The organism is Vicinamibacterales bacterium, from assembly GCA_036496585.1.
GTDB lineage: Bacteria > Acidobacteriota > Vicinamibacteria > Vicinamibacterales > 2-12-FULL-66-21 > JAICSD01.
In genome coordinates, this window is record DASXLB010000005.1 from 34,004 (window position 1) to 59,452 (window position 25,449).

Sequence of the window (25,449 nt, forward strand, 5' to 3'; positions counted from 1 at the left end):
ATCCATGGTCATCGGTGGCTGGAGACAGTCCGGTCCACGTAGTGCCGGAACCGCCGGTAGTGCGCGTCCCAGTGATCGGCGGCGGCCGGCGTCACCCGCTCCACCGGAAACGAGTGTTCGATGAGGCGGCGCGCCTCGGCGAGGTCGCCGACGGCGCCGGTGCCGACCATCTGCATCGCCACATTGCCGAGCGCGGTCGCCTCGACCGGCCCGGCGATCACCGTTCGGCCCGTCGCGTCGGCGGTGAACTGGTTGAGGAGGGCGTTGCGCGACCCGCCGCCGACCACCTGAACCTCGGTGATCGGCGTCCCGGTGAGCGCCTCGAGCGCGTCGAGCACGACGCGGTACTTGAACGCGAGGCTCTCGAGAATCGCGCGCGTGAACGCGGCCGGCGTCTCCGGCGCCGGCTGCGAGGTGCGGCGACAGTAGGCGGCAATGGCGCCCGGCATGTCGTCGGGATGCAGGAAGTCTGGATCGTCGGGATCGAACAGCGAGACGAACGCCGTCCGCTCGTCGGCGGCGCCGGCGACCAGCTCCGCGTATTCGTAGCGCTGTCCTGCCCTGCTCCAGTCACGCCGGCACGCCTGCAGCAGCCAGAGCCCGCCGATGTTCTTGAGCAGGCGCGTCGTGCCGCACACGCCGCCCTCGTTGGTGAAATTCAGATCGCGCGCGCCGGCGGTGATGATCGGCTCGGGCACTTCGGTGCCGAGCAGCGACCATGTCCCCGAGCTGAGGAACGCGCGGCCGGCGTTCGCCGGCACCGCCGCGACTGCCGATCCGGTGTCGTGGCAGGCCGGCGCCACCACCGGAGTACCGGCGAGCGCGCCGCAGGCGGCCGGCAGCAGCGTGCCGATCGCCGAACCGGGTTCGACGAGCGGCGGCAGCAGCCGCACCGGCAGATCCAGCTCCCGCAGGAGGTCGACGGCCCACGTCCGCCGCCGCGCGTCGATCATCTGCGTCGTCGTCGCATTGGTGTATTCGGCGCGCAGCTCGCCGGTGAGCCAGAAGTTCAGCAGATCCGGGATCGTGCCGAAGTGGGTCGCGGCGTCGAGCAGCCGCGGTGTCGTGCGCCGGGCGGCGACGAGCTGAAAGAGCGTGTTGAACGGCAGGAACTGGATGCCGGTGATGTCGTAGAGGCGCGCGCGGGAGACGCGCGTCAGCACCTCCTCCATCACGCCGTCGGTGCGCGGGTCGCGATAGTGGAACGGGTTGGCGACGAGCGTGCCGCCTTCGCCGAGGAGCGCGTAGTCGCAGCCCCAGGCATCGACGCCTATGCAGTCGACGCGGGGGGCGGCGGCGGCCTCCAGCGCGCGCTGCATCTCGAGCCAGAGCCGCGGCGCGTCCCACTGGAGCGATCGGCCCATCCGCACCGGATCGTTCGGAAAGCGGCACACCTCGGAGAGCGTGAGGGCGCCGGCACGCAGCTCGCCCGCCATCGCGCGGCCGCTTTCCGCACCGAGATCGAACGCCAGGAATCGCGCGGCCATGGAGCGTGCTGTAGAGCCTAACTCAGAACCTGCAGCGGCGAGCCCGGCGAGGCGAGCGATGCGCCTCGAAGCGCGGCCGGCACAGTTGCGGACCCGCGGCGCGTCCTATATCGTGAGCGGCCATGACCGATCGTGCACGGATCCAGGACGCACTCGACGAGGGCAACGGCATTCTGCGCCTCGAGCCCAGCTGGGTCCCCCGCGCCTTCATGCACCCGGGCCGGCGGCTCCGCCTCCATTCCGACGACCTCTACGCGTGCGGCGGCGATCGCGGCGGCATCAACGAACGCTGGTTCTCCTCGACCACCAACGCCGACAACGGCCCCGGCACACCCGACGACGAGGGCCTGAGCTACGTGCGGACGAAGAGCGGCGCGCGATTCCTGCTCAAGGCGGCCGTCGAGATCGCCGGCGACGCACTGCTCGGCGCCGAGGTCATGGCGCGCGAGAAAGGCTGGAACCTGCTCTGCAAGTTCTTCGACAACATGGGGCCGATCCCCCATCACCTGCACCAGAGAGACGCGGACGCCGCGCGGGTCGGCCGCCGCGGCAAGCCCGAGGCCTATTACTTTCCGCCGCAGTACAACCCGGCCGACAACAACTTCCCGCACACCTTCATGGGCCTCGAGCCCGGCACGACCAAGGACGACGTCCGACGCTGTCTGGAGCGCTGGAACACGGGCGACAACGGCATCACGTATCTCTCGCGCGCCTATCGTCTCGAGCGCGGCACCGGCTGGCAGATCGATCCCGGTATCCTGCATGCGCCGGGCTCGCTCCTCACCTACGAACCGCAGGTAAACAGCGACGTCTTCGCGATGTTCCAGTCGGAAGTCGAAGGGCGCATCACGCCGTGGAGTCTCCTCGTCAAGGACGTGCCGCCGGACCGTCACCAGGATCTCGACTACATCGTCGACATGCTCGACTGGGACGCGAACACGAATCCGCGGTTCGGCGAGAGCAACCACTATCGGCCGACGCCAGTGAGGCCGTTCGCCGAGACCGACGCCAACGGCTATCGCGAGGTGTGGATCACCTACGGCACCACATGGTACTCGGCCAAGGAGCTGACGGTGCAGCCCGGGCGCAGCGTGACGATCACCGACGCCGCCGCCTACGGGCTGATTCTGACCCAGGGTTACGGCACGTTCGGCGGCCTGCAGGTGTCGACGCCGGCGATGATCCGCTTCGGACAGATGACGGAAGACGAGTTGTTCGTTTCGTCGAGCGCGGCGGGTCAGGGCGTCAAAGTCGAAAACCGGAGCGAATCGGAGCCGTTGGTCATCTTGAAGCATTTTGGTCCTGGCAATCCGGACGCGCCAGACCGACAACGATAATTCCCGACATCGACATTCCAATTCCCACGCCGCGTCCTTCGACGGCGGCGTGAGCGGAAGAACGGGAATTGGTGATTGGTTTCTCATGGGAGTTGACACGATGGCACACCCGAAACCAGCCATGCACAACGCGATGTGGCCGGGCCTGGTCGGCAAGGGCGGCCCTGGCGCCGAGCCGCCGATCGGTCTCGACACGATGCTCGACCTGACCGCGAACGCCGTGTTGCCCGACGGCACGAGGTTCGACGGGGTCGATCTCTTCTGTTGCGACCCGCACGTCAGCATCGACGCCAGCAACGACGACCTCAAGCGGCTCGCCGACACGCTCCGTGCGAAGCGCCTGATGGTCGGCTCACTCGTCGCGCCGGTGTGGCCGCCAACCGGCGGCGGATCGGCGATGGGCAGCGGCGAGGAGCAGCAGCGGTTCCTGACGCAGGTACGTAAGGCGTGCACGATCGGGCGCAAGCTCGAGGATCTCGGCGTCCGCCGCTACGGCATCGTCCGCATCGACTCGGCCTCCAGTCCCGCCGACTGGGCGAAGGATCCCGCCGGCAACACGAAACGGATCGCCGACACGTTCCGCAAGGCCGCCGACATCGCCGAGTCGATCGGCGAGAAGCTCGCCGCCGAGGGGGAGATCTGCTGGGGCGGCATGCACAGCGTGAGCCGCAACGTCGAGCTCCTCGAGCAGGTGAACCGGCCGAAGACAGTCGGCTTCCAGGCCGACATGGCGCACACGCTGTTGTTCACCATGGGCTACAACGCCGCCGACGACCGCCTCCTACCCGAAGGGTTCGCCTGGCAGGATCAGGCCACGCTCGACGACGCCCTGAAGAAGATGACCGCCGCGCTGCGTCCCTGGCTGTTCGACTTCCACGTGGCGCAGAACGACGCCACCGTCAAGGGATCGGGATCGCACGACAAGACGGGCCGCCACTGTCTGCCCCACGACCCGGCCGGCAAGCTCGACATCGTCAAACACGCGGGCTACTGGCTGCGCGACGAGACGGGCACCCTCGAGAAGAAGATCCGGCACGTCTGCTGGGACGGCTGCATGTTTCCCAACGACGTGATGACCAAGCAGCAGACGTGGAACGACGTGCTCGGCGTGATGAAGGCCGTGCGCGACGCGCACGGGTGGGACTGATGAAGACATTGAACATCGGGCTCGTCGGTTACGGCTTCATGGGCCGCACCCACTCGAACGCCTACCATCAGGCGCCGCACTTCTTCGAACTCCCCTGCCGGCCGGTGCTCAAGGCGGTCGCCGCACGCAACGAAGCGCGGGTGAAGTCGTTCGCCGAGAACTGGGGCTTCGAATCGTACCTCACCGACTGGCGCGAGCTGGTGGCGCGCAAGGACATCGACCTCGTCGACATCGCCGCGCCCAACGACGTGCATCACGACATCGCCGTCGCGGCGGCGAAGGCCGGCAAGATGGTGATGTGCGAGAAGCCGCTCGGCCGGACGGCGCAGGAAGCCGCAGCGATGGTGGCCGCGGTCGAAGCGGCCGGCGTGCCCAACACCGTCTGGTACAACTACCGCCGCGTCCCCGCGGTCACGATGATCAAGCAACTGCTCGACGAGGGAAGGCTGGGGCGCATCTTCCATTACCGCGCGAAGTTCCTGCAGGACTGGACGATCTCGAAGGACCTGCCGCAGGGCGGCGAAGGCCTGTGGCGGCTCGACGTCAACGTCGCCGGCAGCGGCGTCACCGGCGATCTGCTCGCGCACAACATCGACACGGCGCTCTGGCTGAACGGCCCTATCCTCGAAGTCACGGCGATGACCGAGACGTTCGTCAAGGAGCGCAAGCACAACCTCACCGGCCAGGTGGAACCGGTCGGCATCGACGATGCGAGCGCGTTTCTCTGCCGGTTCGAGAACGGATCCCTCGCCACTTTCGAGGCGACCCGCTACGCGCGCGGGCACAAGGCGCTCTACACCCTCGAGATCAACGGCGAGCACGCGTCGTGCTCCTGGGACTTGCACGACCTGCACCGCCTGCAGTATTTCGATCATCGCGACGAAGGGCGCGTGCGCGGCTGGCGCAGCCTGCACATCACCGACAGCGACCAGCCCTACATGAAGCACTGGTGGGTGCCCGGCTTGCAGATCGGCTACGAGCACACCTTCACGCACCAGTTCGCCGATTTCGTCACCGCGGCGGCTGAGGGCAAGTCCGTGTCGCCGTCGTTCCGCGACGCGCTGGCGACTGACCAGGTGACCGACGCGGTGCTGAAGTCGGCGAAGAGCCGGCAGTGGGAGAGGGTCTAGATATGCGATCTCTCGTCGTACTCGCGCTCGCCGGACTGTGTCTCGCGCAACAACCGCCGGCAGCACCGGCTCAGGGGCAAGGCCAGGGTCGCGGTCGCGCCGGCGGCGGCGGCGGTGGATTCCGTCAGCCCGATCCATACGACTTCGATGAGCACGACGGCTGGACTCAGCTCTTCGACGGCAAGTCTCTCAACGGGTGGTCGGGTGACAGCAACTGGAAGGTCGAGGACGGCGCGATCACGATCGAGTCGTCGTGCGAGAAGCCGACGGGCACGATCTATCTGGTGTGGACCGGCGGCGAGACCTCGGACTTCGAGTTGAAGCTGCGGATGAAGGGCACCGGCCAGATCAACAGCGGCATCCAGTATCGCGGCTGGATTGCGCCGAATCCGCCGCGCCCGACGCCTCCGCCGGGAGCTGGCCGCGGGCAGCCGGCGGCGGCGCCGCCCTGTCCAAGCGGCGCGCCGCGCGGCACGCCGCCCGATCAGAAGGCCGAGGAACAGTGGAACCTGTGGGGCGCGCAGTACGACTTCGACGCCGGCAATCGCTACACCGGCCAGTTCTACGAGCAGAACACCGGCCGCGGCATCGTCGCGTGGAAGGGACAGGTAGTGCGCACCGAGACGGGCAAGGCCCCTCGGCTGCTCGCCGCGCTCGGCGACGCCGCGTCGATCGACGCCATCTACAGGCCGAATGACTGGAACGAGCTCCACATCGTCGCGACCGGCACGACGATGACGCACCTGCTGAACGGCCGCGTTCTGTCGGTGCTCGTCGACGAAGACGTATCGAAGTTCCACGGCGCGGGCAAGATCGGCCTCGAGGTCGAGTCGACTGGCAAGCTCTTCGTCAAGGACGTGTGGTTGAAGAAGCTGTCGAAGTAAGCAGGAGGACTGCCCTGGGGCTGCTCGATCCGGACCCCGTCGCTGCCGCACCGAGCGTCGCGCTCGGGCGGATCGTCTGGGCAGGCCCGCTGACGGTCCTCACGTCGCTCGCAGCCGTCCACGCCGTTCGGCAGGTTGTGATTCGGCTGCCGTTTGTCCGGGCCGGTTCGGTGGCATTCCGTCCCCTGGCCGTCACCGCCGACACCGTTATCCTGTGCTCGTTGGCGGTCGTGGTGTTCACTCTTGTCGCGGCGTTTCACGATGGCGCGGGACGGCGCTTCAGGTGGATCGCCTTCGGTGCGCTAGTGGCCTCGTTCCTCCCGCTTGTCCATGCGCCGGAGATTGGGGACCTGCCGACGGTGTGCGGCGTGGCGTCGATGCACGTCGCGGCGTACATCCCATGCGTGACCCTGCTGCCGTGGATCACGGTCCCGCAAGGGCCGAAAAACCCATCTCAGTCGTAAATAGTTGGGTCGATCCGGTCGTATGCCCATCAACGGCGCGCGCAAGGTAAGATCGGCGCCGAAGCATCGAATGGCTCAACCGGCCTCCTCGGAAACCCAGCTCCACGACGCCGTCGCCCGTGCCGATCGCGCGCGCCGCGTGCGCGACACGTCCGTCTCGCTCTGGAAGACGGCGCCGCTCGTGGCCGCCGCGTGTCTGGCCATCGCGATGGCCGGTCGTCTTCGGAGCTGGACGCCGCTCGTCACACTGCTCGTCCTCGTCGCCATGCCCGTGGCGCTCGCCGCGTACGTCGCCGTCGCGCGCCGGCATCGCGTCGTCTCCGACAGCGACGTATCCCGCATCGACGACGAGGTGGGGTTGCACGGTGAGCTGCGCAGTGCGCATTGGTTCGCGCTCGCCCCTGAGCGCGACGACTGGATTCGCTTCCACCTGGCCCGTGCGGCCGAGCGCGTCGGTACGGTCGACTGGGCCGGCCTCTACCCGCCGCCTGCGGCCGGCCGCGCCAAGCTCGCGACGGGCGTGCTGGCGGCGGCGGTTGCCCTCGTGGTGCTGATTCCCGGGCGCGCCGGTCTCGCCGCCAGCGCCGACAGGAAGTCGCCGGCGGCCGCCGCACGCACGCCGCGCGCGATCATCGCGCTGCCGCCCGATCTGCGAAAGAAGCTCGAGAACATGCTCGGTCTCGTCGAGAGCGGCCGCGGCCGCGATCTCACCGACGCCGACGTGCGGGATATCCTCGATCACCTCGACGACCTTGCCCGCCAGGATCCACGCAAGCTGGCCGGCGCGAAGGCGGCCAACGCTCAGGAGACGCCGGCCACGGCGGCCGACCTCAAGGCGTATGCGCAGCGCGCCAAGAAGGCGGCCGAATCGACGTCGCTCGAACCGCAGGTGCGCGACATGCTTGCCGATCTCGCCGACAAGCTCAACGACAGCGAGCAGAACGCCAACGCGATGAGCTCGCGCGACGCTCAGGACGCCGCCGTCCAGCCGGATCAGGGCAACGGGCAGCCGCAGCAGGCAAAGTCGGGCAGCGGCAACCAGGACGGCGCCTCGGTGCAGCAGGTCAAGGAGGCCGCCGGCGGCAGCGCCGCCGGCGTGACCATGATGACCAACCAGGACGCCTCGAACGCCCGCGACGGCGGCCTCGGTCTCGGCGGCGGCGCCCAGGATCGACGCGGCGGCGGCCACCTGGTGGATCTCGGGGCCGCGCTGAAGAAGGAAACGATCGAGGCGAGCGCCGACCTGCAGGGCGACAACATCCCGACCGAAGAGCGGCGCAAGACCGAGCACGCCGACGCGACCGTCGCTTTCACGCACGCTGACGCGCCGCCCGCCGAGCGCGGCAGTTCCACCGCTCCCCCGCCGGTGCCCGAGTCACGGCGTGCCGCCGTCAAGTCTTACTTCATCCGCAAACAATGACCACGACCGCTGTCGCCGCCTCGATCGAGCAGTTCCGCGATCGCTTTCAGAACATCACCCGTGAGATCGGCAAGCGCATCGTCGGCAACGACGACATCGTGAGCCTGACCGTCACCAGTTTGCTGGCCGGCGGCCACGTGCTGCTCGAGGGCATACCCGGGGTCGGCAAGACGAGCCTCGTCCACACGCTGGCCGACGTGCTGCATCTGACGTTCTCGCGCATCCAGTTCACGCCGGACCTGATGCCGGCCGACATCGTCGGCACCCACATCGTGCAGGAGCAGCAGCAGGGCGGCGGCGCCTTTTTCGAGTTCCAGCCGGGCCCGATCTTCGCCAACGTCGTGCTCGCCGACGAGATCAACCGGGCCACGCCCAAGACGCAGTCGGCCCTGCTCGAAGCGATGCAGGACGTCAGCGTCTCGGTCGGCAAGACGACCTACCGCCTCGAGCAGCCGTTCTTCGTCATGGCCACGCAGAACCCGCTCGAGATGGAAGGCACCTATCCGCTGCCCGAGGCGCAGCTCGATCGCTTCTTCTTCAAGCTCAAGGTCCTCTACCCGCCGGAAGAGGCGATGCACACGATTCTCGAGCGGACGACCCAGAACGAGACGCCGTCGGTCTCGCGGATCGTGGAGGGGGCCGCGATCCTGGAGATGCGCAACACGGCCCGCGCGGTCGCCGTGGCGAAGCCCGTGCAGGCGTATGCCATCCGCCTGACGCTCGGCTCCCACGCCGACTCACCGTACGCCAGTCCGCTGGTGAAGCGATACGTCCGCTACGGCGCCAGCCCGCGCGCCGCGCAAACGCTCGTCCTCGCCGCGAAGATCCAGGCCCTCAATCGCGGCCAGGCGTTCATCTCCCCCGACGACGTCCGCGCCGTCGCCATGCCGGCGCTGCGGCACCGGCTCCTGCTCAATTTCGAAGGCGAGGCCGACGAGGTGAGCACCGACACGATCGTCGCCGAACTGCTCCGCACGGTTTCGGCCTAGTCACCGCCTGAAATGCCAGCAACGGCGACAGCGAGCGAGTGCAGCGAGCGAGCCACGCGAACGGCGCGCCAGGGAGCGTGTCGGGGAGTCCGAGGGACGACGCCCCTCGGGTGAACATGCCGCTGCGGTTCCAGGACGATTTTCTTCGCAAGCTCGAATACCTGCACGTCGTCTCGCGGCGGGAGTTCGCCGGGCAGAACCGCGCCGATCGGCGCACCCCGAAGCGCGGCCGCGGCATCGAGTTCGCCGACCATCGCGCCTATGCCCCGGGCGATGACTTCCGGCACATCGACTGGAAGGCCTACAAGCGCCTGAACCGGCTGCTGCTGCGGCTGTTCGACGAAGAGCAGGATCTGCCGATCTACCTGATCCTCGACGTCAGCGGATCGATGGCCGAGCCCGCCAAGTTCGACATGGCGCGGCGGCTCACCGCGGCGCTCTGCTACATCGGGCTCGCGCACCTCGATCGGATGTCGATCCTGACCTTCGCCCGCGGCATCGTCCAGGAGACCTCACCGGGGCGCGGCAAGGGCCGCATCTTCCGTGTGTTCGGCCAGCTCGAGACCCTGGAGGCCGGCGGCGAAACCGATTTGCGCGCCTCGTGCAAGGCGTTCGCCTCGCGCTCGCGGCAGATTGGGCTCGCGGTCATCCTCTCCGACTTCCTCGAGCCGGCGGGGGCGGACGTCGGCTTGAAAATCCTGCGCACGCTCGGACACGACGTGTTTGCCATTCACGTGGCGTCGAAGGCGGATCGGGACCCGGGCGCGCTCGGTGACGTGCGGTTCGTCGACACCGAGACGGGAGAGATGCGGGAGCTCGAAGTGACGCCGAAGCTCGCCGACGCCTACGGCCGTGCCTGGGACCGCCACGCGCTCGAGCTGCAGCGTTTCTGCGGCCGCTACGGCATCGGCTACCTGCGCGCCGACGTCGATCGTCCGTTCGAGGAGATCGTGCTCAAGGCGTTCCGGCAGGGACGGTTCCTCGCATGATCCTGGGTGCGATGGCGACGTGGCTGGGGTTGCTCCTCCTGCTCGCCGTCTGCGGCGTCGCGGCGGCGCTCTTCCTGGTCAAGGTGCGTCCGCCGCGCGTGCGGGTGCCGTCGCTGCTCTTCTGGAGGCAGGTGCTCGACGACCGCCGCGAGCAAACGCTCTGGGAGCGCATCCGCCGGGCGGTGTCGCTGGCCGTCACGGTGGCGATCGCGGCGGCGCTGGCGCTCGCATTTCTGCGCCCTGCGCGGGCGGCGGCGCCGGCCAGCGGCGGCGGTCCCGCAACCCGTACGCTGGTCGCGCTCGATTCCTCGTGGTCGATGCTGGCGCGGACGCGCAGCGGCGAGACGCGCTGGGAGCGGGCGCTCTCCGAGGCGCGCCGTTTGGCCGCGACCGCGGCGCCCGGCGCCGAAGTGGCGATCGCGACGACCGGCGACGGGCTGATCGAGGCGCCGACCTCGGATCTCGCGGTGCTCGACGCGGCGATCGATCGTCTGTCGCCGTCGGGGTCGGGCGCCGGCTGGCCGCGGCTTCCCGGCGCCACCGTCCATCTCATCACCGACGGCGCCACGCCGCGTCCCGTGCCGGCCGGCGTCGTCGTCCACTCCGTGTACGAGGCGGCCGACAACGCCGGCATCACGGCGTTCGACGTCCGTCCGCCCCTCGACGGCACGAGCGACGACCAGGCGTTCCTCGAGGTGTCGAACTTCGCGACGCCGCAGGAGGTCCACGTCACGCTGACCCGCGGGTCCGCGACGATTCTCGATCGGCGCGTCGACATGGGGGCGAACCAGACGCTCCATCAGGTCATCCGGCTGCCGCGCGGCGGCGCCGCCGACGTGCGCGCGCGCATCGACGCGCCACACGACGCGCTGGCCCTCGACAACGAGGCGTTCGCGTGGATGGCCGATGCGCGCCCGCTTCACGTGGTGGTGGTTGGCGCGCAGACCGGCTGGCTGGCGCCGTGGTTCCGCGCCAATTCCGAAGTGATCGGTACGTTCGCGGCACCAGAGAGCTATGTCCCTGGACGCGAAGACGCGGTGATCTTCGATCGCTACGCGCCCGCGTCGCCGCCGGCCAAGCCGGCGCTCTACATCGCGCCCGACGCGCCGGCCCTGGGCCTGGCTGGCACCCGGATGGAGGTCAAGCCGGTGTGGACGTCGGCCGAGGCGCATCCGCTGCTCGACGGCGTCGATCCGCTGACCTTTTCGATCGAGCGGGCGCGGACGGCGACGTCGCCGCAGCTGCGCGCCATCGCGCAGTCGGCCACCGGCACGCCGCTCGTCTCGGTCGGCACGGCGGAGGATCGGCCGCGGGTGGTCGTGCTGTCGTTCGGACCGCACGACTCGAACCTCGTGGAAGCGGCAGCCTTCCCGGTGCTGATGGGCAACGCCATCGACTGGCTGGCGCGCGCCAACGCCGGCGGCGCCCGCCGCACCGGCCGCACCTCGTTCAACGCCTCGATCGTCCGCGTCAGGGCGCCGAACGGCGACAGCATCCCGCTGCTCAACCTGCACGGCGAACCGGCGGCGCGGTTGACCGTCCCCGGGATCTACAGCGCCGAGGCGAGCGGCGGCGCTGCCGCGAAGTTCGCGGTCAACGTTGTCGATCCCGACGTCTCGAACCTGTCCCGCAGCGCGCTCGGCGGGGACGGCGGCGGCGCGATCGCCGTCGCCTCCGGGGTGACGGCGCGGCCCTGGTGGATGTACTTCGTGGTGCTGGCCTTTGCCGCCGCGCTCGTCGAGTGGTGGACGTGGCTGCGGCGGATCACGGTCTGATGGGCGGAATGACCTGGACGGCCCCGACCGCGCTGTGGCTGCTGTTGGCAGTCCCTCTCGTCTGGGCGGCGCACGCGCGGGCGCGGACGAACTTCAACGCGCGCCAGCGGCGGCTGCAGGCGGCGCTGCGCTCGGCGCTGCTGGCGGTGCTCGCCGTGGCGCTGGCCCGTCCGATCGTGTCGAGCCGCTCGTCGCGTGAATCGATCGTCTATGCGGTCGACGTTTCGCACAGCATCGGGACGCCCGCGATCGACGAGGCGGCGAAGCGGATCGACGAGATCGACCGCGCCGTCCACCCCGATCACTCACGGATCGTGGCTTTCGGCGCAACGGCGCGCGCCCTCGACAACACCGCGGCGCTGCGCACGCTGGCGCGCGCCGACCTGGCGGCGGCCGGCAGTCCGGTCGACCGATCCGGCACTGACCTCGAGGCGGCGCTCGACGCGGCGCGCAGCGAGCTGGCGGCGGGCTACGTGCCGCGCATCGTGCTCTTCAGCGACGCCCGCGCGACCGCCGGCGACCTCGACGAAGCGGTCGCCCGCCTCGCCGCGGCGCACGTGCCGGTGTCGGTCGAACCGGCGGCGGTTCGCGAGCTCGGCGACACCTGGATCGACGGGATCGACCTGCCGGCGCGGCTCACCGCCGGCGCGACCATCCCGGTCGCCGTCGCGGTCGGCAGCCAGCGCGACACCGACGCCACGATCGAGCTGCGCGCGGCAGACAAGCGCGTCGGTCAGAAGACCACGCATCTCACGCGCGGCCTGACGCGGGTCACGATCGACGCCACCATCGACGAGCCCGGCCCGGCGACCTTCACGGCGCGCGTCGTCGCGCCGGGCGATCCGCTGGTCGACAACAACCTGTTGGCACGGCCGGTGTGGCTCGATTCGCGGGTGCGGGTGCTCTATGTCGAAGGGAAACCTGACAGCGCGCGATACCTGTCGACTGCCCTCGCGGCCTCGGGCTTCGACGTCACCGTGCACCCGCCCTCGCGGGTTCCGGCGTCGGCCGCGGACCTCGATCCCTACGACGTCGTCGTGCTCAGCGACGTCAGCCGCTCGGCGATCTCCAACGACGCGATGACCGGGCTCGCCGACTGGACCGAGCGGGGCGGCGGCCTGCTCGTCGCCGGCGGCGACGCGGTGTTCGGCGAGAACGGCTATCGCAACACGACGCTCGAGCGCGTCACGCCGGTGACCTTCGAGCGCAAGGACGAGCCGTCGGTCGCGCTGATTCTCGTGCTCGATCGCTCGTGGAGCATGGCGGGGACGTCGATCGATCTGTGCAAGGCGGCGGCGATCGCTGCGCTCGACGTGATGACCAGCGAGCAGTCGCTCGGCGTCCTCACATTCAACGACAAGTTCGACTGGGAGTTCACGCTCCGCAACGTCGGCAAGAATCGTGATCTCATGCGGCAGAAGATCGCGGCGATCGAACCGGCCGGTCGCACCCTCATCTATCCCGCCATAGAGCAGGCGTACCTGGCGCTCAAGAACGTCAAGGCGCGCGCCAAGCACGTCGTGCTGCTCTCCGACGGCCGCACCTATCCCGACGACTACGAAGGGCTGGTCAAGAAGATGACGGACGCCCGCATCACGGTGTCGTCGATCGCGGTCGGGCCGTCGGCCGACGGCGAGCTGCTCGGCGACATCGCCAGGTGGGGCAAGGGGAACATGTATACGGTCGCCGACGCCCACGAACTGCCGCAGATCTTCGTGAAGGAAGCGAAGAACGCCGCGACGCCGTCTTTCGAGGAGAAGACGATCAAGGCGATCGTGAAACGCCCCTCCTTCCTGCAGGACGTGGACACGGCACACCTGCCGCCGCTGCGCGGCCTGACGTCGACGGTGATGAAGGAAGCCGCGACCGAGGTGATCGCGACTCCCGAAGACGACCCGATCCTCGCCTTCTGGCCGGTCGGCCTCGGCCGCGCCGCGGTATTCGCATCGGACGTCAAGGACAGGTGGGGGGCCGACTGGGTGAAGTGGAAGGGCTACGGCCCATTCTTCTCGGCCCTCGTGCACGCGATCGAACGGCAGCGGCCGGCGCCGCTCGCCCTCGGCCTCGAGGCCGGCCCGATCCGCGGCGGCGCGCGGGCAGTGACGCTGACGGTTGAGGCCCGCGACGCGGCCGGCGAGTACCGGAATCTGCTGCGGCCCGTGCTGCGCGTGTCGAACGACGCCGGTTCGCGCAACGTCACGGCGCGCCAGGTCGCACCGGGCCGCTACGAAGCGACCATCGTGACCGACGCCAGCCGTCCGCTCGTGGCCACCGTGACCGACGCCGGCACGACCGACGCGGTCAAGCCGTCGCGCACGCTCGCGCCGGACCCCGCGGCAGAGTACCGCTTCTCGGCTCCCGACGAGCACCTGCTGCGCGCCATCGCCACCGCGACCGGCGGCACCTGGCGCCCCGACCCGGCGTCGCTCGCGGCGAAGCCCGGCGAACGCAGTAGCGAGCGCCGTCCACTCTGGCCCGCCCTGGTCGCGCTCGCGCTCGTCCTCTGGTTCGTTGACCTGACGTTCCGCCGGATCCGCGTCTTCGAATAGCAGCTTCCGCCGCATTGGCCGCGCGACCGGGTCATGGATGTCCGCTCCGGGATTTCGTAACTCCCCCGTCATTCCGGACGGTCTGGCGCTGCACCCGGAGCGCATCTCCGACGCTGACAACGACATAGCGAGGGCACAGTTGATGCTGTACCTGCACGGATGCTCGAGCGCCCCCGCGCCACCTCCGACATCACCCACACGACGCTCTCGGTGCTGTTCCTGGTCCTGCTTCTCATGGGCAGTTACCTGGTCCTGCGGCCGTTCCTCACGGCATTCCTCTGGGCGACGATCGTCAGCGTGGCGGTCTGGCCGGCGCTGCTGCGGCTGGAAGCGGCGCTCGGGCGGCGGCGCAAGCTCGCCGTCGCGATCGTCACGGCGGTGATCCTGCTCGCCGTGTTCATCCCCGTCACCCTGGCGCTCATCACCATCGTGCGCCACGCCCAGCGGATCACCGGGGACATCGGCTCGTTCCAGACGCTCCCGGTGCCTTCGCCACCGTCCTGGGTTGCCACCGTGCCTATCGTGGGCGGGAGGCTCGCCGACGAGTGGCGGCGTTTCGCGGCGCTGGCGCCAGCCGATCGGACGGCGGTCTTAGGCCCCTATGTGCAGCGGGCGCTGCAGTGGTTCGCCGCCACGGCCGGCAGCATCGGCGCGATGCTCCTGCAGCTGCTGCTGACGGCGATCATCTCCGGGCTGGTGCTCGCCAACGGCGAGACCGTGCGCGACGGCATTCTGCGGTTCGCGCGGCGGCTGGCCGGGCAGCAGGGGCAGGCCGCGGCGGAGCTTGCCGCGCGCGCGATCCGGGGCGTCGTGCTCGGCGTAGTCGGCACCGCCCTGATCCAGACCGCCATCGGCGGCGCCGGCCTGCTGATCGCCGGCATTCCCGCCGCGGGACTGCTTGCGGCCGTCATGCTGTTCATGTGCCTCGCGCAGCTCGGCCCGATTCCGCTCCTCGTGCCGGTGGTCGCCTGGCTGTACTGGTCCGGCCAGTCGGGCGCGGGGACGACGCTGCTCGTGTTCTCGATCGTGGCGGGCACGATCGACAACGTCCTGCGGCCGATGCTGATCCGCCGCGGCGCGAATCTGCCGCTCGTCATCATCTTTGCCGGCGTCATCGGCGGCCTGCTCGCCTTCGGCATCGTCGGTCTGTTCATCGGACCGGTCGTCCTCGGCGTGACCTACACGCTGCTCGCCTCCTGGACGCAGAGTGCCGAGTCGGAGGAAGTCCCGGCGTAACGCGCCGGCCCTTTCCACCGGCGCCGCGTTTCCTGTATCGTGTGCGGCGTCATGACCAAGCGGCTCGTCACGGTACTGGTCGTCTGCGCGGGGATGACCGCGGCGGCGGCGGATTTTCTCTCGGAAGGCGTCGACAATGCGCGAACCGGGTGGGTGCAGAACGAGAAGGTGTTCACCCCCGCGAACGTCGGCAGCTCGACGCTGCTCTGGAAGCTGAAACTCGACAGCACGCCGCGTGCGATGCACAACCTGTTCGCGCCGCTGATCGCCGAAAAGGTCACGACGCCGCAGGGCCCGAAGGAGATCGGCGTCGTCGCGGGAGTCAGCGACGATCTGTTCGGCATCGACGTGGTCAGCGGCCAGCAACTGTGGCACGTCCACTTCGACGGCGGCCCGAATCCGCCGCCCCCGTCGTTCGACGCCCTCTGCCCGGCCGGTCAGACGGCCGTGCCGACCATGGCTGTGCGCGCGCCCGGCGACTACACCATCTACGCGGTCTCATGGGATGGGCGGCTGCGGCAGATCAACGCCGCCGACGGCAAGGACGTGGCGCCGCCCGACAAATTCGTTCCGGGGGGCGGCAAGCCCTACGCGCTGAATCTCTACAAGGGGGTCGTCTACACCGCCACCGCGCAGGGATGCGGTGGGTTGACGAACGCGTTCTACGCCTTCGATCTCGCCACGCGCCGCGCTTCCGCGTTCATTCCCGCCGGCGGCGGTCTGTGGGGACGGCGGGGCGCGTCGATCGCCAGTGACGGCACCGTCTACCTCGGCACGGGCGACGGGCAGTTCGATCCGGGCACCCGCCGTCTCGGCAACGCCATCGTTGCCGTGAAGCTCGACGACGCCAAGCAGCTGCAGCTTGCGGACTTCTTCGGCGCGCCCAACGCCAACTGGCTCTGGCGCCGCGACCTCGACGTCAACACCACGCCGGTGCTCTTCGACTACAAGAACCGCAAGTTCCTCGTCGGCACGAGCAAGGCCTGCCAGCTCTGGCTGCTGGATCGCGACAGCTTCGGCGGTGAGGACCACCGGACCACACTCGACACGACGCCGCTCATCTGCAACGACGCGCAAGCCTTCGACGGCCGCGGCATCTGGGGCGCGCTGAGCGCCTGGCGCGACACCGCAGGCACGCAGTGGGTGCTGGCGCCGTTCTGGGGGCCGGTGAGCGCGGCGTTCAAGGCGCCAATCGAGTACGGCCGACCGAAAGGCGGCGGCGTGGCGGCGTTCAAGGTGCAGCAGAACGGCAGCACGTGGAAGCTCGCACCGGCCTGGCTGTCGCGCGACATGGACCTCGCCGAGGAGGCGGTCATCGCCAACGGCGTCGTCTTCGCCTACGCTGCCGGCGAGGACGCAACCCAGGTCGTTCCTGACGTGGCCTGGAACGAGCCCGGCGGGGCCAAGTACGGCGGCGGCCTCAACTCCGGCCCGCAACGGCGCGTGCCCGGCGGCCGGCACGCCGTGCTCTACGCGCTCGATGGACAGACCGGCAAGGAGCTCTGGTCGAGCGGCGCGCAGATCGAGTCGTGGAACCACTTCAGCGGTCTGACCGTCGCGAACGGACGCGCCTATGTCGGGACGTACGACGGCACCCTCTACTGCTTCGGGGTGAAACGGTAGACGGGAGACGGAAGCTGGCAGCGAGCAACCAAATGCTGAAAATGAATCGAGCAATCGCGGGGGCAACAGTGTTCGGATTCGCTGCGCTGTTCGGTGCGACACGCGCGCAGGTCGGACGCGGCGGATCGGAATGGCTCACCGCCGGCGGCGATGCGCAGCGCACCTCGTGGATTCGCACCGACGCGAAGATCTCGCTCGACACGATGTCGAAGCCGGGCTTCGAGCTGCAGTGGAAGGCCCGCCTCGACAACGCGGCGCGGAGGGCGCAGGGAATCGGTCAGGGCGTGAGCGCCAACGGCGTCACGCTGTTCATCCCGATGACGGTCGTGGCCGGCAGCTCCAACAACGTTTACGCACTCGACAACGACACCGGCTACGTCGTCTGGCAGCGCCACTTCGACGTCCCGATCCCGGCGCCGACTGCGGCGTGTGCCGGCGGAATGACCTCGGCACCGACGCGTGTCGTCGGTCTGACGCCGCCGCCGATCGCGCCACCGCCTGGCGGCGGCCGCGCCGCGCAGTCGTATCGGAGCGTGATCGGCCAGCCTGGCGAAGGGGCGCCGGTCGAGGTCCGCGGCGGAGCGGGGGCTGGTGCGCGTGGTGCCCGGGGGGCGCCCGTTGCGCCGGCGGCGGGGGCGCCGGCGGCGGGGGCGCCGGCGGCGGGGGCACCGGCGGCGGGGGCACCGGCGGCGGGCGCGCCACCGGCTGCGCCGCCGCAACGCGCCAATAATCCGACGCCGCCGCTGGCGGCCATTCCTGGCGCGAAGCCTGAGGAACTGGGCGGGGGCCGCGGCGGTCTGGGCCGCGCGTCCGGGGTTGTCTACACCATCGCGAGCGACGGCGTGCTGCACGTCATGGGGCTGCCGTCCGGCAAGGACATCCAGAAGCCGGCCGAGTTCGTGCCGGCCAACGCGCGCTGGTCCGACGCGATCGCCGTGGACACCACGCTCTACACCGCGACGCTCGCGGGGTGCGGCAATACGCCGAACGCCGTCTGGGCTATCGACCTCCAGAGCGAGGGCAAGCCGGTCGTCTCGTGGAAGAGCGGCGGATCCATCGTCGGGACGCTCGCCTTTACGACCGGCGGCACCGTCATCGCCGCGGTCGGACCCGGCGCCGGCGCCGACGGCAAGCCCAACGCGATCGTCGCGCTCGACCCGAAGACTCTGCAGGTCAAGGACTGGTTCAGCGTCCCGTCGACTGAATTCGCGACCGGCCCGACCATCGTGCGCGGCAGCGACGGAGAACGCGAACTCGTCGCCGCGGCCACCAAGGACGGCAGGCTCGTGGTCCTCGACGCGGCATCGCTCGGCGGCGCCGACCACGCCACCCCGCTCGCCTCGTCCGCGGTCGGCGGCTCGATCGCGCCGGGTGAGTCGCTGGCAAACTGGCGCGAGATGAGGATCGCGCCCGCCACGGACACAGTCCCCCCAGGGCCCGCGGCACCGCCTATCGTCACTTACGGCACGCGCTGGATCCTGGCGCCGCTCGCCAACGCCGTCGCTGCCTTCAGAGTGGGCGAGCGCGCCGGCACGCTCGTGCTCGAACGAGGCTGGAGTGCGGACGCCCTGGCCTCCCCCGCCACGCCGGTCATCGTCAATGGCGTCGCGTTCGCGCTCGCCAGCGGACGCGCGGCCAGCGGCAGCGGTGCGCCGGCCGTCCTGCATGCGTTCGACGCGGCGTCGGGCAAATCCCTCTGGACGAGCGGCACGTCGATGACGTCGGCCGCCGCGCCGGGCAGTTTCTGGAGCTCGTTCGGGCAGGTCTACGTCGGCGCCGCCGACGGCACGCTCTACGCCTTCGGATTCCTCGACGAGCGACGGTGACTCTTTCGCGGCGCTGCTGAGTCGCAAACGTGATTCCTGCGACCCGCCGGGGCAGAGCGTACCTCACAAATACCGATTGCAATCGCCGGCGAGCGAGCCACGCGAACGGAGCGCGCCGGCGACGCGGCGCGCGAGAGCGGGTGTAGGGGAGTCCGAGGGCGACGCCCCTCGGATGAAACTAGAAGCAGACGAGCCGATCGCGCTTGTCGTCAATTTTTTTGAACGGCAGGCCGTCGACCTTTTTCAAATCGTCGAGGGCCTTGCACGGCGTCTTCTTCCGGTATTCGATCCAGATCGCCGCCTCCTTGCGCAGGAGCCCGCCGACCGCCTCGAGATCGATCGCGCTGGCGGTATTCAGGTTGATCGGCTTGGGTGCCTCTCCCTTGAAGTTCTCGGACAGGTAGTCGGTGACCTGCGCCATCTCCGCCTCGGTCGCGAAGGCGCTCGCGCCGAGACCTTTCATCTTCTCGATGACGCCCTCCCACCCGTCGCGCGTCAACCGCAGCGACGCGGCGCGGTTCGGCTCGTGGCACTGTCCGCATACGCGGATCACGGTGTCTCGCGCGGCCCCGTCGGGAAGAGCCGCCCGATAGACCGCCAGCTCTTCGGGCGTAAAGGCGCGCCCCTGAGACGGCGCGGCCTGCCGGAGCGACGCGGCGACTCCGATCGCCACGCAGCCGATCAGCACGAGACGTGTCATCGTCTCTTCAGATTACACCGCCTGCCGGCGCAGGAAAGCCAGCCCGTCGATGGCGATCGCGTCGGGCGTCGGCGCAAGATCGCGCCAGATGGCGGCGGCTGCCGAGATCTCTCCCAGCGCGGAGCCAAAGCTCTCGATCGTCAGCCAGCCGTCGTAGCCGATTGCGGCGAGCGTATCGAAGCATTCGCGCCACGCCACGTGGCCGGAGCCAGGGATGCCGCGATCGTTTTCGCACGTGTGGACATGCTTGAGGTGGCGGCCCGCGGCGCGCAGCGCGCCGCCGAGGCTCTTCTCTTCGATGTTGGCGTGAAATGTATCGATCAGCAGTCCGACCGACGGGTGACCGACCGCGTCGCAGAACGCCGCACCGTCTTCGGCGGTGTTCAGGAAGTACGTTTCGAACCGGTTCAGCGGCTCGAGACCGATCGTCACCCCGGCCGCGGCGGCGTGAGGGGCGAGACGCTGCCAGCCGTCGACGGCCCGCCTCCACTCGTCGTCGCTGCGACGGCGGCCGGGGAGATAGCCGACTGCCGAATACAGCGGCCCCGACAGGAGCCCGATGCCCGCCTCCGCCGCGCGATCGATCACCGCACGCACGTGCGCCTCGCTTTGGTCGCGAATGGCCCGATCCTCGTCGCCGAGTCCGCCGCGTGCCGGCACGATCGAAACCGCCGTGCAGGCCAGGCCGAGGCGCTCGACGGCGCGCCGTACTTCGACGGCGGGGAACGACGCCGGATCGAAGATCGGGACTTCGACGCCGTCGAAGCCCGCGTCCTTCAGACCGGCGAACCGATCGAGCTCCGCCGCTCCGACGCTGCCGCTCCACAGCAGCGTGTTGATGCCGAACTTCATGCGCGGCAGTCTACCGCGCCATCGCCTGCGTTACACTGCGGCGCACCGGGTGATCCTCGTGTCCAAACTCATGCGGCTGGCGTCGACGGGGAGTGCCGTGGTGCTCTGGGGAGCGGCCATGCTTGCCTCGTCGCCGCGCGCGGGCATGCCGCAGGCCAGTCCGGCGGGACGCATCGATTTCGAGACCGCGGTACGTCCGATCCTCGCCAAGAACTGCCTCGAGTGCCACGATCAGCAGAAGCGCAAAGGCGGCCTCTCGCTCGCCAGTTACGGCGACCTGCTCGACGGCGGCAAGGATGGGTCGATCGTGCGCCCGGGCAACGGTGCCGGCAGTCTGCTGATTCGGCGGCTCCTCGGCCAGGTCGACGAGCAGATGCCGAAAGATGCGGATCCGCTGGCGGCGGCGCAGATCGCGGTCGTGCAGCGCTGGATCGACGAAGGGGCGCGGCTGACACCCAGCGCGGCGCCGGCTCCGCCCCCGTGGGAGGCACCCCTCGAGCTCGCGCCGCCGGCGGTTCCCGCCGTGTCGCCGCCGGGTTGGACCTCGCCGATCGATCGACTGGCTGCCGCCTACTTCCAGGATCACGGCGTGGTGGCCCCGCCGCCGGTCAGCGACGCGCAGTTCGCGCGGCGCGTCTATCTCGACGTCTGGGGGCTGCTGCCGCCGCCCGACGCGCTGGCGGCGTTCGTCGCCGACACCTCACCCGCCAAGCGCGAGGCGCTCGTCGCGCGGCTGCTCGCCGACAACGATCTGTACGCCGATCACTGGATGTCATTTTGGAACGATCTGTTGCGCAACGAGGACGGCTACAGCTACTTCTCGGAGCAGAACGGGCGCAAGAGCATCACGACGTGGCTGCGGGGCGCGCTGCGGTCGAACCTGCCCTACGACCGCTTCGTCCGCGATCTGCTCGACCCGCCGGCGGATGGCGGACCGGAAGGGTTCCTGATCGGCGTCAACTGGCGCGGCGAGACCAGCGCCGCGGTGACGCCGTGGATGCAGGCGTCGCAGAACACCGCGCAAGTCTTCCTCGGCATCAACCTGAAGTGCAATTCGTGCCACAACAGTTTCATCAGCCAGTGGAAGCTGAAGGACGCCTACGGGCTGGCGGCCTACTTCTCCCCTACTCCCAGCCTGCAGCTCTATCGCTGCGACGTGGCGCAGAACCAGTTCGCCGAACCGGCGTTCCTGTATCCGCAGCTCGCGCGCGCGCCGGCGTCCGCCTCGCTCGCCGATCGCCGTGCCGCGGCCGCCGCGACCTTTACCGATCCGCGCAACGGCCGGCTGGCGCGCACCCTCGTCAACCGCCTGTGGCAGCGTCTCCTCGGCCGCGGCCTCGTTCTCAACGTCGACGAGATGGACGGCCGTCCGTGGAGTCCAGAGCTGCTCGATTGGCTGGCGGCCGACTTCGTCGACCACGGCTACGACGTGAAGCACCTGATTGCCACGATTCTCGGCTCGCGCCCGTATCAACTGCCGGCGGTGTCGCGTCCCGTGGACGCGCCGGCCGTCGGCTTCGTCTTCACGGGGCCGGAACTGCGGCGACTGAGCGCGGAGCAGTTCGCCGACGCGATCGGCGAAATCACCGGCGAGTGGAGCCTGCTCGCTGGCGGCGGCGGCGACGGAAAAGGCACGGCGTCCGACTCGCCGACCTCGGGTACCTACGTCCGCGAGTACCGCGCCTCTTCGACGCAGTTGACGCGCGCGCTCGGGCGTCCGATTCGTGACCAGGTGACCTCCGTCCGCGCCACCGATTTCACGACGCTGCAGGCACTGGAACTGGTGAACGGAGAACTACTGACGCGCTGGCTGATGCGCGGCGCGCGCCGGATGACCGGCCAGCTGCCGCCCGAGCCGCGCAGCCGGTTCACCGGCACCACCGGCGGCCGCTATGCGAGCGCCCGGGCCTTCGATGCCGACGTCTCGGGTGCCGCGACGCTCTGGCTGGTCGTCGCCGACACAGGATCGAACGCCCCCGAGCGCGTGCTGCCGGAATTCGTCGACGCGGAGTTCGTCGGGTCCGACGGCACGACGGTACCGTTGGCGGCGTTGACGCCGGTGGACGGCTCCGGGCTGCGCGCCGGCGGCCCGGTGCGGTCCGGCCGCGTCGCCGTGAAGAACGGCTCGCGTCTGATTTACAACATCGCCGGCCGCGGCTTGACGCGGTTCCGCGGCAACTTCGGCCTCGAGAACGACCGCGCCGAGATCGGATCGACGCTCAATCCATCGGTGCGCTTCTTCGTCTTCGACGCCGAGCCGAACATGCAGCGGCTGCTGCCGCCCGCATCGGGCACGCCGCTGCCCGCGCCGCCGCCCGTGACGACGATCCGGGCGGTCGTCGATCGGATCTTCCACGCCGCGCTCGGCCGGGCGCCGTCGCCGCAGGAGCGCGGCGCCGCCGAAGCCGCCATCGCCGATCCGACGCGCCCCGCGGTGCCGTCAGCCGATGCCGTCGCGGATTTGCTCTGGGCCGTGCTGATGACACCCGAGTTCCAGTTGATCTTCTGAGGGCCAGATGACCAGCGACGAGCGCCACATCCATTCGTGTCTGACGCGCCGCGGTTTCATCGGCGTCACCGCGGCGGCCACGCTCGCCTCGCTCGTCGGTGGCGAAGCGGAGCGCCTCGACGCCGCACCGCGGCAGGACACGCCGAAGCGGCGCGCGACAGCCGACGCCGTGATCGTGCTGTGGATGGCGGGCGGCATGGCCAGCACCGAAACGTTCGATCCCAAGCGCTACACGCCGTACTCGCCCGGCGTGCCGATCAAGGACGTGCTGAGCACGTTTCCGTCGATCGACACCGCCGTCGATCACATCAAGTTCTCGCAAGGGCTCGAGAACCTCGCGCGCGTCATCGACAAGGGATCGGTGATCCGGTCGTTCGTCGCCGCCGATCTCGGCTTCATCCTGCACGCGAGGCACCAGTACCACTGGCACACCGGCTACGTGCCGCCGCAGCCGATGGCCGTGCCGCACATCGGCGCGGTCATCGGGAGGACGCTCGGACCCAAGGCCCCGGACATGCCGCCGTTCGTCGCCATCGGCCAGACGGTCGAGGGCAGCGGCGAGATCGCGACGCTCAAGGCCTTCCATACCGCCGGCTTCCTTGGCACCGACTACGGTCCCTTCCTGATCGTGGACCCGCAGGACGCGGCGTCCGCGGTGCGGCCGCCGAAAGAGCTCGGCGCCGGACGGTTCCGGAGCCGGCGCCAGTTGTTCGAACAGCTCCTGGCGCGGGAACCGGTCTATCAATACGGCGGCGCCTTCCAGCGCGAGGCGCTGGTGCGATCCCTCGACGCGGCCGATCGCCTGTTGCGCTCGCCGTCGGCGAAGGCCTTCGACCTGTCGCTCGAGCCGACACCGTCGTTCGACGCCTACAATACCGGCCGCTTCGGCCAGGGCTGCCTGCTCGCCCGGCGCCTGATCGAAGGCGGTGCGCGCTACGTCGAGGTGACGTCGGAGTACATCCCGTTCGTCTACTGGGACACGCACGAGAACGGGCACCAGCGCGCCGCCGACATGAAACAGCTGATCGACGCCCCCGTCGCGCAGTTGATCCACGACCTCGACGAGCGCGGGCTGCTCGATCGCACGCTCGTCGTGCTGGCCAGCGAGTTCAGCCGTGACGCCGTCACCGAGGGCAAGCTGGGCAAGGAAGTGAAGGACCAGGCGATCAACATCCCCGACGTGATGCAGGAACCGCGGCACTACGGCATGCACCGCCACTTCACCGCCGCCGGCTCGGTGCTGATGTTCGGCGGCGGCGTGAAAAAGGGATTCGTCTACGGCAAGACCGCCGACCAACGGCCGTGCACCACCATCGAAAACCCCATGCCGGTCGAGAACCTGCACGCGACCATCTACCACGCCCTCGGCATTCCGCCGGATCTCGCCTACGTCGCCGAGAAGCGGCCGGTCTACGTCACCAGGGACGGCAAGGGACAACCCGCGACGGAGCTGTTCGCATGAGAACCACACGCCGGGGCTTCCTCGCCTCCGCCATCGCCACGCCGGCGATCGGCCCGATCCTGCTCGGCCTGTCGGACAAGGCAGGCCGAGCACGACCCGTGCTCGGCAGCGGCGACTTCCGCTACGAGGCGATCCACGACTGGGGCGAGCTGCCGGCGCACATCAAGTGGGGCAACACCCACAACGTCGTCGAGGACGCGCAGGGGCACATCTACGTCCACCATACGGTAGCCACGACCAGCGAGAGTCCCGACACGGTCGTCGTCTTCGACCGCAAGGGGCGCTTCGTCCGCTCGTGGGGCCGGCAGTTTCGCGGCGTCGCGCACGGCCTGTGGCTGCGCAGGGAAGGGCGTGACGAGTTCCTCTACCTGACCGTCAACGCGGCGAACCCGAAGCTCGAGCCGCGCCCCGAGCTGCCGGCGACGGTGGTCAAGGCCACGCTCACCGGGGAGATCGTCTACATGATCCAGGGGCCTCCCGATATTCCCGAATACAAGGACGCGCCCTACAACCCGACGAACATCGCCATCGCGCCCAACGGCGACCTCTACGTGGCGGACGGCTACGGCTCGTATTTCATCAACCACTACACCGCCAAGGGGGATTATCTGAACACCTTCGGCGGGCGCGGATCGGAACCGGGCAGGATGAAGGAGCCGCATGGCATCTGGGTCGACACGCGCAGGAGCGAGCCGATCCTCACGGTCGCGGATCGCCGCAACAACCGCCTGCAGCGGTTTACGCTCGCGGGTGCGCACGTCGATTTCGTCGAGGGCTTCCGGCTCCCCTGCCATTTCCACGAGCGGAACGGCATCGTGGTGATTGCCGATCTCCAGGGCCGCGTCACGCTGATCGATCGCGACAACCGCGTCGTCGCGCACCTCGGCGACGCGACGCCCGACTCGCCGAAGAACCCGTCGCGTGCCACGACCGACCGCGCCAGCTTCGTCCCCGGGCAGTTCGTCACGCCTCACGGCGCCTCGTTCGATCACGACGGCAACATCTTCGTCGTCGAATGGGTGGACATCGGCCGCGTCACCAAGCTGCGACGCATCGCGTGACCGCGGCCT

The 25,449-nt window shown here is 69.5% G+C and carries 19 protein-coding genes; 16 read left to right on the forward strand and 3 right to left on the reverse strand.

Annotated elements, in window-relative coordinates; translation table 11 throughout:
• Positions 1-8: 8 nt before the first annotated feature.
• A complete protein-coding gene (locus VGI12_01745) occupies positions 9-1,487 on the reverse strand; it encodes a rhamnulokinase family protein (GenBank protein HEY2431366.1) in 1,479 nt (492 codons plus the stop codon).
• 122 nt (positions 1,488-1,609) lie between these two features.
• Between VGI12_01745 and VGI12_01750 the strand changes: the two genes are divergently transcribed.
• From VGI12_01750 to VGI12_01810, 13 genes are all read left to right on the forward strand, one after another.
• Entirely contained in the window at positions 1,610-2,824 is a 1,215-nt protein-coding gene (locus VGI12_01750) for a hypothetical protein (protein HEY2431367.1), read from the forward strand.
• A 100-nt stretch (positions 2,825-2,924) separates the two neighbouring features.
• A complete protein-coding gene (locus tag VGI12_01755) occupies positions 2,925-3,971 on the forward strand; it encodes a TIM barrel protein (GenBank protein ID HEY2431368.1) in 1,047 nt (348 codons plus the stop codon).
• Positions 3,971-5,101 (forward strand): Gfo/Idh/MocA family oxidoreductase, encoded by a 1,131-nt coding sequence (locus tag VGI12_01760; protein HEY2431369.1) that lies wholly within the window; start codon positions 3,971-3,973, stop codon positions 5,099-5,101. Before VGI12_01755 ends, VGI12_01760 begins: the two co-directional genes overlap by 1 nt.
• A 2-nt stretch (positions 5,102-5,103) precedes the next feature.
• On the forward strand, positions 5,104-5,985 hold the full coding sequence (locus VGI12_01765; GenBank protein ID HEY2431370.1) for a DUF1080 domain-containing protein: 882 nt from the start codon (positions 5,104-5,106) through the stop codon (positions 5,983-5,985).
• Positions 5,961-6,449 carry a hypothetical protein gene (locus tag VGI12_01770; GenBank protein HEY2431371.1) on the forward strand — a complete coding sequence of 163 codons (489 nt, stop codon included), beginning with the start codon at positions 5,961-5,963 and terminating at the stop codon, positions 6,447-6,449. Before VGI12_01765 ends, VGI12_01770 begins: the two co-directional genes overlap by 25 nt.
• A 70-nt stretch (positions 6,450-6,519) precedes the next feature.
• Complete coding sequence (locus tag VGI12_01775; protein ID HEY2431372.1) at positions 6,520-7,869, forward strand: hypothetical protein; 1,350 nt, start codon at positions 6,520-6,522, stop codon at positions 7,867-7,869.
• A complete protein-coding gene (locus tag VGI12_01780; protein HEY2431373.1) occupies positions 7,866-8,858 on the forward strand; it encodes a MoxR family ATPase in 993 nt (330 codons plus the stop codon). Before VGI12_01775 ends, VGI12_01780 begins: the two co-directional genes overlap by 4 nt.
• A 116-nt stretch (positions 8,859-8,974) precedes the next feature.
• Positions 8,975-9,847, forward strand: coding sequence for a DUF58 domain-containing protein (locus VGI12_01785; protein HEY2431374.1), 873 nt, complete (start codon positions 8,975-8,977; stop codon positions 9,845-9,847).
• A complete protein-coding gene (locus tag VGI12_01790) occupies positions 9,844-11,622 on the forward strand; it encodes a VWA domain-containing protein (protein HEY2431375.1) in 1,779 nt (592 codons plus the stop codon). The genes VGI12_01785 and VGI12_01790 overlap by 4 nt, the downstream gene beginning before the upstream one ends.
• Positions 11,623-11,630: 8 nt before the next feature.
• Positions 11,631-14,171 carry a VWA domain-containing protein gene (locus VGI12_01795; protein HEY2431376.1) on the forward strand — a complete coding sequence of 847 codons (2,541 nt, stop codon included), beginning with the start codon at positions 11,631-11,633 and terminating at the stop codon, positions 14,169-14,171.
• A 159-nt stretch (positions 14,172-14,330) separates the two neighbouring features.
• Positions 14,331-15,407 (forward strand): AI-2E family transporter YdiK, encoded by a 1,077-nt coding sequence (ydiK, locus tag VGI12_01800; GenBank protein ID HEY2431377.1) that lies wholly within the window; start codon positions 14,331-14,333, stop codon positions 15,405-15,407.
• Between the two features lie 51 nt (positions 15,408-15,458).
• Positions 15,459-17,030 carry a PQQ-binding-like beta-propeller repeat protein gene (locus VGI12_01805; protein ID HEY2431378.1) on the forward strand — a complete coding sequence of 524 codons (1,572 nt, stop codon included), beginning with the start codon at positions 15,459-15,461 and terminating at the stop codon, positions 17,028-17,030.
• A 68-nt stretch (positions 17,031-17,098) separates the two neighbouring features.
• Positions 17,099-18,856, forward strand: a complete 1,758-nt coding sequence (locus VGI12_01810; protein ID HEY2431379.1) for a hypothetical protein — start codon at positions 17,099-17,101, stop codon at positions 18,854-18,856.
• A gap of 178 nt (positions 18,857-19,034) precedes the next feature.
• Here the strand turns inward: VGI12_01810 and VGI12_01815 are convergent, their stop codons facing one another.
• Entirely contained in the window at positions 19,035-19,556 is a 522-nt protein-coding gene (locus tag VGI12_01815; protein ID HEY2431380.1) for a helix-hairpin-helix domain-containing protein, read from the reverse strand.
• 12 nt (positions 19,557-19,568) lie between these two features.
• The gene (locus tag VGI12_01820) at positions 19,569-20,408 is read right to left on the reverse strand and encodes a sugar phosphate isomerase/epimerase family protein (GenBank protein ID HEY2431381.1); all 840 of its coding nucleotides are present in this window, start codon (positions 20,406-20,408) and stop codon (positions 19,569-19,571) included.
• Positions 20,409-20,466: 58 nt separating this feature from the next.
• Here VGI12_01820 and VGI12_01825 point away from each other — a divergent pair, with 58 nt between their 5' ends.
• Genes VGI12_01825 through VGI12_01835 form a run of 3 tightly spaced genes read left to right on the forward strand, consistent with a single transcriptional unit; the run spans position 20,467 to position 25,440 of the window.
• Entirely contained in the window at positions 20,467-22,917 is a 2,451-nt protein-coding gene (locus VGI12_01825) for a DUF1549 domain-containing protein (protein HEY2431382.1), read from the forward strand.
• A 7-nt stretch (positions 22,918-22,924) separates the two neighbouring features.
• Positions 22,925-24,379 (forward strand): DUF1501 domain-containing protein, encoded by a 1,455-nt coding sequence (locus tag VGI12_01830; GenBank protein ID HEY2431383.1) that lies wholly within the window; start codon positions 22,925-22,927, stop codon positions 24,377-24,379.
• Complete coding sequence (locus tag VGI12_01835) at positions 24,376-25,440, forward strand: hypothetical protein (GenBank protein HEY2431384.1); 1,065 nt, start codon at positions 24,376-24,378, stop codon at positions 25,438-25,440. Before VGI12_01830 ends, VGI12_01835 begins: the two co-directional genes overlap by 4 nt.
• Positions 25,441-25,449: the final 9 nt, after the last annotated feature.

Bases quoted from the DNA above. Each gene is read 5' to 3' on its own strand.
- VGI12_01835 (HEY2431384.1), top strand. From the start codon at position 24,376: ATGAGAACCACACGCCGGGGCTTCCTCGCCTCCGCCATCGCCACGCCG.
- VGI12_01790 (HEY2431375.1), top strand. From the start codon at position 9,844: ATGATCCTGGGTGCGATGGCGACGTGGCTGGGGTTGCTCCTCCTGCTC.
- VGI12_01760 (HEY2431369.1), top strand. From the start codon at position 3,971: ATGAAGACATTGAACATCGGGCTCGTCGGTTACGGCTTCATGGGCCGC.
- VGI12_01785 (HEY2431374.1), top strand. From the start codon at position 8,975: ATGCCGCTGCGGTTCCAGGACGATTTTCTTCGCAAGCTCGAATACCTG.
- VGI12_01750 (HEY2431367.1), top strand. From the start codon at position 1,610: ATGACCGATCGTGCACGGATCCAGGACGCACTCGACGAGGGCAACGGC.
- VGI12_01775 (HEY2431372.1), top strand. From the start codon at position 6,520: ATGGCTCAACCGGCCTCCTCGGAAACCCAGCTCCACGACGCCGTCGCC.
- VGI12_01820 (HEY2431381.1), bottom strand. From the start codon at position 20,408: ATGAAGTTCGGCATCAACACGCTGCTGTGGAGCGGCAGCGTCGGAGCG.
- VGI12_01780 (HEY2431373.1), top strand. From the start codon at position 7,866: ATGACCACGACCGCTGTCGCCGCCTCGATCGAGCAGTTCCGCGATCGC.
- VGI12_01745 (HEY2431366.1), bottom strand. From the start codon at position 1,487: ATGGCCGCGCGATTCCTGGCGTTCGATCTCGGTGCGGAAAGCGGCCGC.
- ydiK (HEY2431377.1), top strand. From the start codon at position 14,331: ATGCTCGAGCGCCCCCGCGCCACCTCCGACATCACCCACACGACGCTC.
- VGI12_01815 (HEY2431380.1), bottom strand. From the start codon at position 19,556: ATGACACGTCTCGTGCTGATCGGCTGCGTGGCGATCGGAGTCGCCGCG.
- VGI12_01795 (HEY2431376.1), top strand. From the start codon at position 11,631: ATGACCTGGACGGCCCCGACCGCGCTGTGGCTGCTGTTGGCAGTCCCT.
- VGI12_01805 (HEY2431378.1), top strand. From the start codon at position 15,459: ATGACCAAGCGGCTCGTCACGGTACTGGTCGTCTGCGCGGGGATGACC.
- VGI12_01830 (HEY2431383.1), top strand. From the start codon at position 22,925: ATGACCAGCGACGAGCGCCACATCCATTCGTGTCTGACGCGCCGCGGT.
- VGI12_01755 (HEY2431368.1), top strand. From the start codon at position 2,925: ATGGCACACCCGAAACCAGCCATGCACAACGCGATGTGGCCGGGCCTG.
- VGI12_01765 (HEY2431370.1), top strand. From the start codon at position 5,104: ATGCGATCTCTCGTCGTACTCGCGCTCGCCGGACTGTGTCTCGCGCAA.